At 61.9% G+C, this 14203-nt stretch carries 11 protein-coding genes; all 11 read right to left on the bottom strand.

Translation table 11 applies throughout. The annotated features are described in order from the left end of the window. Positions 1-5 precede the first annotated feature (5 nt). The 11 genes from AC1RR7_RS11750 to AC1RR7_RS11700 all read right to left on the bottom strand — a co-directional run bounded on the left by AC1RR7_RS11750 (position 6) and on the right by AC1RR7_RS11700 (position 13421). Positions 6-2783 carry a hybrid sensor histidine kinase/response regulator gene (locus AC1RR7_RS11750; RefSeq protein ID WP_102620085.1) on the bottom strand — a complete coding sequence of 926 codons (2778 nt, stop codon included), beginning with the start codon at positions 2781-2783 and terminating at the stop codon, positions 6-8. 102 nt (positions 2784-2885) lie between these two features. Continuing rightward, positions 2886-4178, bottom strand: coding sequence for a phosphoribosylamine--glycine ligase (gene purD, locus AC1RR7_RS11745; RefSeq protein ID WP_273540695.1), 1293 nt, complete (start codon positions 4176-4178; stop codon positions 2886-2888). A gap of 153 nt (positions 4179-4331) precedes the next feature. Next, on the bottom strand, positions 4332-5939 hold the full coding sequence (gene purH / locus AC1RR7_RS11740) for a bifunctional phosphoribosylaminoimidazolecarboxamide formyltransferase/IMP cyclohydrolase (RefSeq protein WP_102620083.1): 1608 nt from the start codon (positions 5937-5939) through the stop codon (positions 4332-4334). An 82-nt stretch (positions 5940-6021) separates the two neighbouring features. After that, positions 6022-6342, bottom strand: a complete 321-nt coding sequence (fis, locus tag AC1RR7_RS11735; protein WP_003186237.1) for a DNA-binding transcriptional regulator Fis — start codon at positions 6340-6342, stop codon at positions 6022-6024. Further along, positions 6339-7349, bottom strand: a complete 1011-nt coding sequence (dusB, locus tag AC1RR7_RS11730) for a tRNA dihydrouridine synthase DusB (RefSeq protein ID WP_085732733.1) — start codon at positions 7347-7349, stop codon at positions 6339-6341. Before dusB ends, fis begins: the two co-directional genes overlap by 4 nt. A gap of 185 nt (positions 7350-7534) precedes the next feature. Next, positions 7535-8806 (bottom strand): DUF3426 domain-containing protein, encoded by a 1272-nt coding sequence (locus tag AC1RR7_RS11725; RefSeq protein WP_493157486.1) that lies wholly within the window; start codon positions 8804-8806, stop codon positions 7535-7537. A 30-nt stretch (positions 8807-8836) separates the two neighbouring features. Beyond that, positions 8837-9715 (bottom strand): 50S ribosomal protein L11 methyltransferase, encoded by an 879-nt coding sequence (gene prmA / locus AC1RR7_RS11720; RefSeq protein WP_085732735.1) that lies wholly within the window; start codon positions 9713-9715, stop codon positions 8837-8839. 166 nt (positions 9716-9881) lie between these two features. Further along, a complete protein-coding gene (gene accC, locus AC1RR7_RS11715; protein WP_096819741.1) occupies positions 9882-11240 on the bottom strand; it encodes an acetyl-CoA carboxylase biotin carboxylase subunit in 1359 nt (452 codons plus the stop codon). A gap of 17 nt (positions 11241-11257) precedes the next feature. Further along, entirely contained in the window at positions 11258-11722 is a 465-nt protein-coding gene (gene accB, locus AC1RR7_RS11710) for an acetyl-CoA carboxylase biotin carboxyl carrier protein (RefSeq protein ID WP_096819740.1), read from the bottom strand. A gap of 24 nt (positions 11723-11746) precedes the next feature. After that, a complete protein-coding gene (gene aroQ / locus AC1RR7_RS11705) occupies positions 11747-12202 on the bottom strand; it encodes a type II 3-dehydroquinate dehydratase (RefSeq protein WP_096819739.1) in 456 nt (151 codons plus the stop codon). 175 nt (positions 12203-12377) lie between these two features. Then, positions 12378-13421, bottom strand: a complete 1044-nt coding sequence (locus tag AC1RR7_RS11700; RefSeq protein WP_492574049.1) for a methyl-accepting chemotaxis protein — start codon at positions 13419-13421, stop codon at positions 12378-12380. Positions 13422-14203 lie beyond the last annotated feature (782 nt).

Here is a 14203-nt window from a genome sequence, read left to right as displayed (position 1 = left end):
CGAGATCAGGGCGTACGGGCCGTCGTGCGGTTTTGCTGATCACGCTGGGCCACCCAGTGCTCGATCAGTTCACGCAATTGCGAAAGCTCCACCGGTTTGGCCATGTGCCCGTCCATGCCGGCCTGACGCGCTCGCTCCTTGTGTTCGGCGAGGATGTGCGCGGTCAGCGCGACGATCGGCGTACGGATGCGCTGATTGCCGACTTCCCAGGCTCGCAGTTGCTGGGTGGCGGAGAAACCATCGAGGATCGGCATTTCGCAGTCCATCAGCACCAGGTCGTAGCGCTGGGCTTTCATGGCCTGCAAGGCTTCTTCGCCATTACTGGCGGTGTCCGGTTGCAGATTGAGTTTGCCGAGCATGCCGCGGATCACTTTGGTGGAAATCGTGTTGTCTTCGGCGACGAGGATGCGGAAATCGCTCGGGACCTTGACGGCCGTGGCCGGGCCAGTCGGTTGTGGCTGGAACACGGCCTGGCCACGATTGCGCTGGTTCAGTTCGTCGGCCAGCGTGGTCTTGAGCGTGTAGCCGGCCACCGGTTTGGCCAGGATGCGCTTGATCCCCGAATTGCGCGCGATGATCTTGCTCGGCGCATTGCTGATGCCGGTGAGCATGATCAGCAGGATGTCGTGGTTCAGGCTCGGGTCTTCCTTGATCTTGGCCGCCAGTTGCATGCCGGTCATGCCGGGCATGTTCTGGTCCAGCAAGACCACGTCGAAGTAATCACGCAAATGCGCCTTGGTGCGCAACAGGGCCAGCGCTTCTTTGCCCGACGGTACCGCGCTGACGTTCAGGCCCCAGGCGCTGCACTGTTGCACCAGCACTTTGCGGCAGGTGTCGTTGTCGTCGACCACCAGTACCCGCGCGCCTTGCAGCGGACTGTCGAGATCGGAGGTCGGATGCTCCAGACGATCGGGGTCCAGCGGCAGGGTCAGCCACAGCGTACTGCCCTGGCTGGCGCCGCTCTTGATGCCGAACTCGCCCTGCATCAAACGGATCAATTGCCGGGCAATCACCAACCCGAGATTGCCGCCCAGTCGATTGGCCGACAGGAAGTGCTTGCTGTGCAATTCGGCGTGCATCAGGGCGTCGCGTTCTTCCTGATCCATCGGTTGGCCGCTGTCCTGCACGGCAATGCGCAGGCGCGGTTTGGTGCTGCGCTCATCGAGGGCAACCACCACCAGCACTTCGCCTTCTTCGGTTTTCTTCAGGGCGTTTTCCAGCAGACTCAGCAGCGTCTGGCGCAGACGCGTCGGGTCGCCGCTGATGACCCGTGGCACCTGCGGCTGGATGAAGCTGATCAGTTCGACGTTCTGCTGTTCGGCCTTGGCGCGGTAGATGCTCAGGCAATCGTCGATCAGGGCGTTGAGGTCGAACTGCACGTCGTCCAGCTCGATCTGCCCGGATTCGAGGCGGGAGATGTCGAGGATCTCGTTGATCAGGGTCAGCAGTTCGTTGCCGGCGCTGTGGATGGTCTGCACGTAGTCGCGTTGCTTGACCGACAGCGGCGTGCCAAGCAGCAGTTCGGTCATGCCCAGCACACCGTTCATCGGCGTGCGGATCTCGTGGCTGATCTTGGCGAGGAATTCGGCCTTGGCATTGATCTCGGCGTTGCTCGCGGCGAGGTCGCGGCTGATGCTGAAGCGGCTTTCGGTGATGCTGCGCTGGCGCTCACCGAGGGCGATGCTCATCAACAGGCCACTGATGCAGATGAAACCCATCAGGGTCATGATCAGACCTTGCGGCGCCACCAGGGTCAGCCCCAGCAAGGCCGGGAGGATGATCAGCGTGCCGATGTTGAACACCACCATCGCGGCGACGAACAAGCGGGCAGGGCGGTAGCCTTTCTGCCAGTGATAGAACGCCACCAGCAACATGCTCAGACCGGCCAGGGCCACCAGTGCGTAAGTGATGATGTTCAGCGGCAGGGTGTTGACGAACAACAGCAGCAGGCTGCAGATCACGATGAACAGGATGTCGCCCAGCAGCAGCTTGTTCAGCGGGTGCGGGCCGAGCGGGGCGAAGAAGCGGTAGGCGAACATCAGGCCGGCCGGCGCGGTCAGCAGCAGGGCCAGATAGGCGCCGGGAGTCTGGATCGCGTGCCAGTTCGGCAGCCATGGGCCAGCCAGGTTGAGCAACAGCAACAGGCTCAGGCTCAGCAGCGCTTCACAGACTGCCAGCCACAGGCTGCTGCGCGAGCGGGTGTAGGCGTAGCGGATCAGGTTGTGCAGGATCAGCATCGCCAGGCAGCCGAACAGCAAGCCGTAGATCAGCGTCTGATTATGGTTGGCCGCGCCCATCACCGCCGATTGCAGGGTGATGTACGGGCGTAACTGGTGGTCGGAGACCATTCGCAGGTAGATGTCGAGGGACTTGTCGCTTTGCGGCAGCGGCAGCAGGAAGTCGCTGCTCGGCAGCGGGCGCTCGGCCTGGGCCTGGACGGTGCCGGTTTCCCGTTGCTCGATCAGTCTGTCGCCATCGAGCACGTACAGATTGAGGTGCGACAGGTCGGGAGCGAAGATGCGCAGCACTTGTTCGTGCTTGCCGGGCGCTAGTCTGAAGCGCAGCCATAACGCGCCATCGGGTTCGGCCGCGGTGAGGCGGTCAAGCTCGATAGGGCTGAATTGATTGGTGTAGCGGGCGGAGCGGATGTCGCTCAGCTGGAGGTTGCCCTGATCGTCGAGCAATACCGACCAGCCACTGCCTTGCGCGGCCTGGGCCGGGAGCATGCAGAGCAAGGTCAACAGTGTGACGGTGAAGCCTATGGCAATCCTGAGCCAGCGCACGGCGAAATCCCTTCGTAGGTTGATGCCAGAATATAACGATGCGCAGCGTCGGAACAGTCCGGCAAGGACCAAGGGCCCTTGCCGGAAACACAGCGTAGCTTATTACCGGGTTTCGCCGCGTTCACGGGCAATGGCGCGGTAGCCAATGTCGGTGCGGTAGAAGCAGCCTTCCCAGTCGATGGCCTTGGCCAGTTTGTAGGCCTGCTCCTGGGCAGCACCCACGCTGGCGCCCATGGCAGTGGCGCACAGCACCCGACCACCGGCCGTCACGACGTTACCGTCCTTGAGCACGGTGCCGGCGTGGAAGACCTTGCCTTCCAGGTTCGCTGCTGCGTCCAGACCGTTGATCGTCGCGCCCTTGGCGTAGTCGCCCGGGTAACCGCCAGCGGCCAGCACAATGCCGACGCTCGGACGTGGATCCCACTGCGCTTCGACTTTATCCAGGGCCTGGGCCAGTGCCGCTTCGACCAGCAACACCAGGCTCGACTGCAGACGCAGCATCACCGGTTGGGTTTCCGGATCGCCGAAACGGCAGTTGAACTCGATGACCTTCGGATTGCCGGCCTTGTCGATCATCAGACCGGCGTACAGGAAACCGGTGTAGACGTTGCCTTCTTCGGCCATGCCGCGCACGGTCGGCCAGATCACCAGATCCATCACGCGCTGGTGCACGTCGGCGGTGACCACCGGGGCAGGGGAGTAGGCACCCATGCCGCCGGTGTTCGGGCCGCTGTCGCCGTCGCCGACGCGTTTGTGGTCCTGGCTGGTGGCCATCGGCAGGACGTTCTTGCCGTCGACCATGACGATGAAGCTGGCTTCTTCGCCGTCGAGGAACTCTTCGATCACGACGCGCGAACCGGCGTCGCCGAAGGCGTTGCCGGCGAGCATGTCGCGCACGGCGTCTTCGGCTTCGGCCAGGGTCATGGCGACGATCACGCCTTTACCGGCGGCCAGGCCGTCGGCCTTGATCACGATCGGCGCGCCTTTTTCACGCAGGTAAGCCAGGGCAGGCTCGATCTCGGTGAAGTTCTGGTAGTCGGCGGTCGGGATCTTGTGGCGTGCCAGGAAATCCTTGGTGAAGGCTTTCGAGCCTTCCAGCTGCGCAGCACCGGCGGTCGGACCGAAGCAGTCCAGGCCACGGGAGCGGAACAGATCGACGACGCCGGCAACCAGCGGCACTTCCGGACCGACGATGGTCAGGGAAACGTTCTTCTCGGCAAAATCTGCCAGTTGCTCGAGGGCCAGCACGTCGATGGCGACGTTTTCGCACTTGGCTTCAATCGCGGTGCCGGCGTTGCCCGGTGCCACGAAAACCTTCTGCACACGCGGATCCTGAGCCACTTTCCAGGCTAGGGCGTGTTCGCGGCCACCGCTGCCAATGATCAAAACATTCATTTCAAAAACCTCGGATGACGCTAATTCTGTTGAGCGCCGCAGGGGCGCTTTTCTGTGGGAGCTGGCTCGCCAGCGATAGCATCACTGCGGTCTGTCTTAAGAACCGAGGTGGCTGCATCGCGGGCAAGCCCACTCCCACAGGGAATCGGTTTATCAGTGACGGAAGTGGCGCATGCCTGTGAAGACCATGGCGATACCGGCTTCGTCAGCAGCAGCAATCACTTCAGCATCGCGCATCGAACCGCCTGGCTGGATCACTGCAGTGATACCCACCTTGGCCGCATTGTCCAGGCCGTCGCGGAACGGGAAGAACGCATCCGATGCCATCACCGAACCGGCGACTTGCAGACCGGCGTGTTCAGCCTTGATCGCGGCAATACGTGCCGAGTTCACGCGGCTCATCTGGCCGGCGCCGACACCGATGGTCTGACGGTTCTTGGCGTAGACGATGGCGTTGGATTTAACGTACTTGGCCACTTTCCAGGCGAAGATCAGGTCGTGGATTTCCTGTTCGGTCGGTGCGCGCTTGGTCACCACTTTCAGGTCGTCGGCGCCGATCATGCCGATGTCACGGCTCTGAACCAGCAGGCCGCCGTTGACGCGCTTGTAGTCCCAGGCAGCAGCGCGGTCAGCCGACCAGTCGCCGCAGGCCAGCAGGCGCACATTGGCCTTGGCAGCAACGATGGCGCGGGCTTCTTCGCTGACGCTCGGGGCGATGATCACTTCAACGAACTGACGCTCGACGATCGCCTTGGCGGTCTCGGCATCCAGTTCACGGTTGAAGGCGATGATGCCGCCGAACGCCGACTCGGTGTCGGTGGCGTAGGCCAGTTCGTAGGCCTGACGGATGCCGCCTTCGGCGTCCGGGCTCACGGCCACACCGCACGGGTTGGCGTGCTTGACGATCACGCAGGCTGGTTTGACGAAGCTCTTCACGCATTCCAGCGCGGCGTCGGTGTCGGCCACGTTGTTGTACGACAGCTCTTTGCCTTGCAGCTGGGTGGCGGTAGCGATGCCGACTTCGGCCGGTTTGGCTTCCACGTAGAACGCCGCGCTCTGGTGCGGGTTCTCGCCGTAGCGCATTTCCTGGGCCTTGATGAACTGGCTGTTGAAGGTGCGCGGGAATTCGCTGCGACCTTCGGTGCTCAGGGTCTCGGCAGCCTGGTTCACGGTGCCCATGTAGTTGGCGATCATGCCGTCGTAGGCGGCGGTGTGTTCGAACGCCTTGAGCATCAGGTCGAAACGCTGAGCGTAGGTCAGGCCGCCGGCCTTGAGGTTTTCCAGGACGTTGGCGTAATCGCTGGCATTCACCACGATGGCCACGTCTTTGTGGTTTTTCGCGGCCGAACGGACCATGGTCGGGCCGCCGATGTCGATGTTTTCGATGGCGGTCGGCAGGTCGCAGCCTGGTTTGCTGATGGTGGCTTCGAACGGGTACAGGTTGACGGCTACCAGATCGATCGGCTTGATGCCGTGTTCGTTCATGATCGCGTCATCGATACCGCGACGACCGAGGATCCCGCCGTGGATTTTCGGGTGCAGGGTTTTCACCCGCCCGTCCATCATCTCTGCGAAACCGGTGTAATCCGCGACTTCCACTGCGGCCACGCCGTTGTCCTGCAGCAGTTTGAAGGTCCCGCCGGTGGAAAGGATTTCCACGCCCAGGGCTTCCAGCTCCCTGGCGAATTCGAGGATCCCGGTCTTGTCGGAAACACTGATCAAGGCGCGGCGGATCGGCAGGCGGGTAGTCTGGTCGGTCATCTCAATTTCCATCAAAAGCAAGGGAAGTCAGCAAAAAAGGCGACCGGTTTTACGCGGGCGCCTTTCTGGTTTGATTGAATGCTTACAGCAGATCGTACTGCTTGAGTTTCTTGCGCAGCGTGCCGCGGTTGAGTCCGAGCAGCTCGCTGGCTTTGGTCTGGTTGCCCTTGACGTAGTTCATCACGCTTTCGAGCAGGGGAGCCTCGACTTCGGAGAGCACCAGGTTGTACACGTCCGTGACGGCTGCGCCCTCAAGGTGGGCGAAATAATTGTGCAGCGCCTTCTCGACACTCCCGCGAAGGGTCTGGCCTTCTTCGCTCGGTGTATTGAGGTGCTGTTTCAAATTCACGTTGTCGCTCACGGGTGTTGTTCCACTCACTAAAGTCTCGGTCATCATCGTCATGCGGCCACCCCTTCTCCGTCCCCTGTCAGGCTCTTGTAACGTTCGGCGAAGAACTCCCGAACGTTGGCGCATTGTGTTTCCGTACCATCCAAACGATTGAAACGGGCGCGAAACTCCTTGGCGCCCGGCAAGGTTGCGAGATACCAGCCCACATGCTTTCGGGCAATGCGTACACCCATCACGTCCCCATAAAAGGCGTGGAGGGCAGCCAGATGCTCAAGCAGAATGCGTTCCACCTCGATCAGCTCCGGCGCCGGCAGTTTTTCGCCGGTACGCAGGAAGTGTTCGATCTCACGAAAAATCCATGGCCGCCCCTGGGCGGCCCGGCCGATCAACAGGCCATCGGCACCGGTCGCGTCGAGCACGTAGCGGGCCTTTTCCGGCGATACGATGTCGCCGTTGGCAAAGACCGGAATCGACACCGCCTGCTTGATCGCGGCAATGGTGTCGTACTCGGCTTCGCCGGTGTACAGGTCGGCGCGGGTGCGGCCATGCACCGCCAGCGCCGTGATCCCGGCCTGCTCGGCGATCTTCGCCACGGTCAGGCCGTTCTTGTTGTCGCGATCCCATCCGGTGCGGATCTTCAGGGTCACCGGCACATCAACCGCAGCCACCACGGCGTGCAGGATCTCGGTAACCAGTGCTTCATCCTTCAACAACGCGGAGCCGGCAGCCTTGTTGCAGACTTTTTTTGCCGGGCAACCCATGTTGATGTCGATAATCTGTGCACCCAGTTCGACGTTGGCCCGGGCCGCATCCGCCAGCATCTGCGCGTCGCCACCGGCAATCTGTACCGAGCGTGGCTCGGGATCGCCTTCGTGGATCATGCGCATGCGCGACTTGCGGGTATTCCACAGGCTCATGTCACTGGTGACCATTTCCGAGACTACAAGCCCTGCGCCCAATCGCTTGCACAACTGACGAAAGGGCTGGTCGGTGACACCCGCCATGGGGGCGAGGATCAAGCCGTTCTGCAATGTATATGGGCCGATGCGTACCGCCGACATAGGACTTCCCTGAAGTGGGGCCGGATCATGAGAGTTCGAAAAAGGGTTGGCATGATACCCGCTCTCGATGACTGGATAAAGGCTGAATTGAACAAAATCTGAACAGTTATTCTGTTATTACCGCCGGTTTGGTCGGTCGATGCCCAGTCAGAAAACTGCCGTCAAACCCGGAGCGGTGAAGCGTTTCACTCGGGCGAGTGGAAACTCAGGCTGTAGTTCACCGCTTTCGGCCCCGGGTCGAGGATGTCGAGGGCGATGTGGATCGGCGTCTGCGGCGGCATCTCCGCCATGCCTTCAAGGTCGCCGTTGAGGTATTCGCCGGGTTTGAAGCGACGACTGGCGATCAGGTGGCCGTTGAGGTCGGCGAAGCGCAACTCCAGCAGCGGGAACGGTTGCGAGAAGGGTGCGCGGTTATAAATGATCGCGTCCACCACCAGCGCTCCGCTGAATTCCGGGTGGCTACGCACCACCAGGTTGCTGCTCTTGATCTTGGCGATATCGACCTTGGACGGCACCGTGCAGCCGATTTGCGGGCACAGTTGCTGGAACCACGGGCGGTATTGATCCTGGCGGGCCAGCTCATCGAAATGATAGGCGATGTACTGACCGGCGAGGGCGCTGGCGGCCAGCAGGATCAACAACAGCCAGAGCAGGCGTCGGCCCCAGGGCGAACGGCGTTTCTGCCAGTCCAGTTGCAGCGGATCGTCGGTCAGGTCCTGCAGCACTTCGGCACGTACGCCGGGCTCGCTGCGTTCGCGCTTTTTACGCGGCGGCTCGACCGGTGTCAGATCGTCGTCCGTCTCGTCACTGGTCGACAGGCGTTCGTGGCGCGCGGAATGATCAATCGGGTCGTGCAGGCGCAGTTGCGGGATGGGGGGCTCGTCATCGAGATCCACCGGCTCCAGTGACAATGAAGGTTCGGTGCGTTCCTGCTTCACCGGTTCGAGGTCGATGGCTTCGGTTTCATGCTCGGGTTCGCTGATCCGCTCGTCCGCCGGTTCGCTGAACAGGCTGTCCGACCACGGCTCGTCTTCCGGCTCATGGCTGTCGCGTCGAGCGCTGAGAGACTCTTCGCGCGGGCGGCCGAATTCGGTGGTCGGCTGGATTTCCCGCTGCTCGAGGCGGGCCAGTTCCTGATCCAGGTCCAGGCTGTCCAGATCCAGCTCGGCGGCGCTCCACTGCTTCTGGCTGATGGTGCGCGGCTCAGGCGGTTCGATTGGCTCGGGTGGTCTGGCGACGACCGGTGCTTCGGTGACCGGTGCCGGTTCGACGATGGCTGGCGCTACCGGCGTGACTGCTTCCTTGCCTGCGCGTTGTTCGAGCAACTGCTTGGCTGCGTTGAACACTTGCAGGCAGGAGCCGCAACGAACCACCCCGCGGGCCACGCTCAATTGAGTGTGGCTGACGCGGAAACTGGTTTGGCAATGCGGGCACTGGGTGACGAAGCTGTCGGTCATGCGGCGATCCGGATTGAGCAGGCGGTCATTCTAGCGCCGACGGCCGGTGATGCGCACCCAGCCATCGCGATTGGCGATCGGGTCGAGATCGAAGTCCTGCGCGTAGGCGGCGGCGACTTCTTCACCTTGTTCGGCGAGGATCCCGGACAGTGCGAGACGCCCGCCGGACTTGACCAGGCCGGACAGTTGCGGCGCCAGGGAAACCAGCGGGCCGGCCAGAATATTGGCCACCAGCACATCAGCTTTGACCTGCGGCAGATCCTCCGGCAGGTACAGCGGGAACAGCTCGTCGGCAATACCGTTGCGACCGGCGTTGTCGCGGGAAGCTTCCAGCGCCTGCACGTCGATGTCGGTACCGACGGCTTCCTTGGCACCGAGCAGCAGGGCGGCAATGGCCAGAATCCCCGAACCGCAACCGAAGTCCAGCACGTTGCAGTCTTTCAGGTCCTGACCGTCCAGCCATTCCAGGCACAGGGCCGTGGTCGGGTGGGTGCCGGTGCCGAACGCGAGGCCCGGATCCAGCAACAGGTTGACTGCGTCAGGTTGCGGCGCGGCGTGCCAGCTCGGCACGATCCACAGGCGCTGGCCGAATTGCATCGGCTGGAAACCGTCCATCCAGCTGCGTTCCCAGTCCTGGTCTTCGATCACTTCGCTGTGATGCTCGGGCAGCGGGCTGCCGGTCAGCAGTTCCAGATGGGCCAGTACCGGCGCCGCTTCGGTGCCGCCCTCGAACAGGGCCAGCAAGTGGGTGTGCGCCCACAGCGGGGTGGTATTGAGTTCCGGTTCGAAGATCGGCTGATCTTCGGCGTCCATGAAGGTCACCGAAACGGCGCCCACTTCAAGGAAAGCGTCTTCGTAGGTTTCGGCTTGTTCTGGGCTGATGGCGAGACGGACTTGCAGCCAAGGCATGGCGGGCACCTGTGAAAAAGATTGATTGCAGCCTAGCGGCCTGCGAGAAGCGCGCAAGTTTACGCGAGCGCGACGGTTTTGTGGGAGCGGGTAATGTGTGAGCAGATGAAACCTTCGGAAACAACAAAGCCGCCCGAAGGCGGCTTTGTCATGTGCGGGCTGAAGCTTAGTGCTTCTCGCCAGCCAGCTTGTGCTCGAGGTAGTGAATGTTCACGCCCCCTTTGCAGAAGCCTTCGTCGCGGGTCAGGTCACGGTGCAGCGGGATGTTGGTCTTGATCCCGTCAACCACGATTTCGTCCAGGGCATTGCGCATGCGTGCCATGGCTTCGTCGCGGGTGGCGCCGTAAGTGATCAGCTTGCCGATCAGCGAGTCGTAGTTCGGCGGAACTGCATAACCGCTGTACAGGTGCGAATCGACGCGAACGCCGTTGCCGCCTGGTGCGTGGAAATGCTTGACCGTGCCCGGGCTCGGCATGAAGGTTTTCGGGTCTTCAGCGTTGATCCGGCATTCCAGCGAGTGACCGCGGATGACCACGTCATCCTGAGTGAACGACAGCTTGTTGCCAGCGGCGATGCTGAGCATCTCCTTGACGATGTCGATACCGGTGACCATTTCCGAAACCGGGTGCTCCACCTGAACACGGGTGTTCATTTCGATGAAGTAGAAACGACCGTTCTCGTACAGGAACTCGAAGGTGCCGGCGCCACGGTAGCCGATGTCGACGCACGCCTTGACGCAGCGAGCGAGGACTTCCTTGCGGGCCTGCTCGTCGATGCCCGGTGCCGGCGCTTCTTCGAGGACCTTCTGGTGACGGCGCTGCAGCGAGCAGTCACGGTCGCCCAGGTGGATGGCGTTACCCTGGCCGTCGGACAGAACCTGTACTTCGACGTGACGCGGGTTGGTCAGGAATTTTTCCAGATAGACCATCGGGTTGCCGAACGCCGCGCCAGCTTCGGTGCGGGTCAGCTTGGCGAAGGCGATCAGGTCTTCTTCCTTGTGCACCACGCGCATGCCGCGACCACCGCCGCCGCCAGCGGCTTTGATGATCACTGGATAGCCGACTTCACGACCGATGCGCAGCGCCGTTTCTTCGTCTTCCGGCAGTGGGCCGTCGGAGCCTGGAACGGTTGGAACGCCCGCTTCGATCATCGCGTGCTTGGCCGATACCTTGTCGCCCATCAGGCGAATGGTGTCGGCTTTCGGGCCGATGAAAGCGAAACCGGAGTTCTCGACCTGCTCGGCAAAGTCGGCGTTTTCCGCGAGGAAACCGTAGCCTGGGTGAATGGCGGTAGCGCCAGTCACTTCAGCGGCCGCGATGATTGCCGGGATGTGCAGGTAAGAGTGCGCGGCAGAAGCCGGGCCGATGCAGACGGATTCGTCTGCCAGACCCAGGTGCATCAGCTCTTTGTCGGCCTTGGAGTAAACGGCGACGGTCTTGATGCCCATCTCTTTGCAGGCACGCAGAATCCGCAGGGCGATCTCACCGCGGTTAGCGATCAGAACTTTTTCCAACTTCGCAGTCATCAAAGGCTCTCCGCAGTTCAAACGATGGTGAACAGCGGTTGGTCGTACTCAACCGGCTGGCCGTCTTCGACGAGGATGGACTCGATCACACCGCTGGTTTCAGCTTCGATGTGGTTCATCATCTTCATGGCTTCAACGATGCAAAGGGTGTCGCCTTTCTTCACGGTCTGGCCGACTTCAACGAAGGACGGCGAGGTTGGCGAAGATTTGCGATAGAAGGTGCCGACCATCGGCGAACGGGCAACGGTGCCGTTCAGCGCTGGAGCAGCAGCGGCAGCCGGAGCGGCGGCAGCGACTGGAGCGGCAGCGGCAACAGGTGCAGCGGCCGGAGCCTGCATCGGAGCCGGTGCGTAGTACTGCTGCGCCGGGGTCTTGCTGTGGCGGCTGATGCGTACGGACTCTTCGCCTTCCTTGATCTCGAGCTCGTCGATACCGGACTCTTCCAGCAATTCGATCAGTTTCTTAACTTTACGGATATCCATGAATCATCAACTCCCAAGGGTCGGTCAGGGGCGTATAGCTTGTTGTTCAAGCTGCTCTAGTGCAGCCTCCAGGGCCAGTCGATAACCGCTGGCGCCAAGGCCGCAGATCACTCCCACCGCTACGTCGGAGAAGTAAGAGTGATGGCGGAAAGGTTCGCGTTTGTGCACGTTGGACAAATGCACTTCGATGAATGGGATGCTCACCGCCAGCAGCGCGTCACGTAATGCGACACTTGTGTGTGTAAAAGCTGCTGGGTTGATCAGAATGAAGTCCACACCTTCGCCGCGTGCGGCGTGGATGCGGTCGATCAATTCGTACTCGGCGTTGCTTTGCAGGTACAGCAGGTGATGGCCGGCTTCACGGGCGCGGCGTTCCAGGTCCTGATTGATCTGCGCCAGGGTCGTCGACCCGTAGGTCCCGGGTTCGCGGGTGCCGAGCAGGTTCAGGTTGGGGCCGTGCAGCACCAGTAGCGTTGCCATCTGCGTGTTCCTTGTTATGGGTGAGCCTTCGTCAGAACCCGGCGACTATGCCGCAAAGACTTTGTGACTGTCCAGTTCTCTGCAATAGCCAGCACGATCTCCGATGTTTGCGCGAAATATGTGACTGAGTGATCAGATCCGGTCATTCGCACCGCCAAACCCCGCAGAGTTGCGATCAGACGCGGAAAGCCTGAACCGCTGTATGCAGTTGCCCACCCAATACCAGCAGATTCTCGCCCTGTTCGCGTCCTTCGCCGATGCGCAACAAGTTATCCCCACCCAATTGGTGAATCCGTTCGCTGTGATCGCGGATTTCGCTGACCGCGCCACTTTGCTGCGCGGTGACATCGGCGATGCGCACAGCCGTGTCGGAAATGGTCTGGATCGCGCCGACGATCTTGTCCAGCGCGCCGTCCGCCGATTGCGCCTGATTGGCTGTGGCTTCGGCGTGTTCAACCTGAGCGCGCATGCCTTCGACCGATTGTCGGGCCGCAGTTTGCAGGCCGGCGATCAGGGTTTGAATTTCTGCGGTGGCGCCGGCGGTGCGTTGCGCCAGTGAGCGGACTTCCTCGGCCACCACGGCAAAACCACGGCCCATTTCCCCGGCGCGGGCGGCTTCGATCGCTGCGTTGAGGGCCAGCAGGTTGGTCTGGTCGGCAATCGAGCGAATCACCGTCAGCACGCCGCCGATGGTGGCCGACTCTTCGGCCAGATGCTCGATCATCTGCGCATTGCCTTGCACTTCCTCTACCAGCGCATGCAATCCGGTGAGGCTCAGGCCGATGACTTTTTGCCCATGCTCGACAGCCTGTCCCGCATGGCGGCTGGCGTCTGCGGCCTGACGCGCATCGCCGGCCACTTGCTGGATGGTCGCTTCCAGTTCGCTCAGGGAGTCGCGGATCAGTGCTGTATCGCCGGCCTGATGCTCCGCGCCGCTGTGCAGATCATTGCTCAGATCGGCGAGGGTGCGACTGCTGCCCGCCACTTGTTCGGCATTGCCGCGAATCGTCCCGACCAGATCCACCAGATAGGCACGCAGGCGGTTGAGCGAGGCTTCGATGTCGTGCAGTTCGCGGTTGGTCTTGCCCAGATGAATGTCTTGGCTGAAATCACCCTCGGCCCAGGTCGACAGAGCAGGGGCGAGGTTGGTCAGGGTACGGGCCAGGCGTCGCTGCAGGGTGTCGATCAGCAGGGCGATCAACAGGATCAGGCCGATCATCACGCCTTGCATCAGGCGGACTTCGCTCTGGATCTGACCGTGCTGGGCGCGCACCACTGGCTCCAGACCGGCGATGGCTTGTTGAACGGCAGCGATTTTCTGGTGGGTGGCGGTGCTGAGCTCGGTGCGTTTCTGGATCTGGTCGCGAGTGCGGGCCAGTTCTGCAGGGTAACGGCCGAGCAAACTGTTGAGTTCGCGTTTGAGGCCGACGCCGGCATCTTCGGCGACCGCTTTTTCAGTGCTTTCAATGCCCATCATCGAGGCGAAATCGTCGCTGCCGGATTCACTGCGGGTGACCACGCCAAGCAAGGGCAGGGCATCGATCGCCTGGGCCTGGGTGCGGATGTTGGTGACTTCGCGTTCGACGTCGGCGGCCAGTTCACTGCGCCCGCTGCTGACCAGTTTGTCCCGGGCCAGCGACAACTTGCCCAGGTGTTGAGAGGCCGCGAGCAGCGGCGTCAGGTAAGTCGAGTTGCCGCCGGCATAGGTGCTGAGTTGATCGAGGCTGGCGCTCAGTTCGCGCTCGGCCTGCAACAGCAAGGCTTGCGGATCGCCGGCCAGTTTGCCGGCGGCAAGCAGGTCGGTCTTGCTGAATTCGTCGAGGCTAGACAGGCTCGGGCGTAGGGTGTCGGCCAATGCTGGCGGCAGTTCGCCGAGCTCTTTCTGCAGGCTGTCGATGGCCTGGCTGGCACTGCTCAGGCGCAAGGCGTCGCCGCTACCGAGGTAGTCCTCGACGTTGCGCGCGACTTCATTCTGAAATTGCTGGGACAGCCCGAGGTAGC

The sequence above is a fragment of the Pseudomonas sp. GW821-FHT11G12 genome (assembly GCF_058808055.1).
This window is presented reverse-complemented; position numbering and strand designations above follow the sequence as displayed.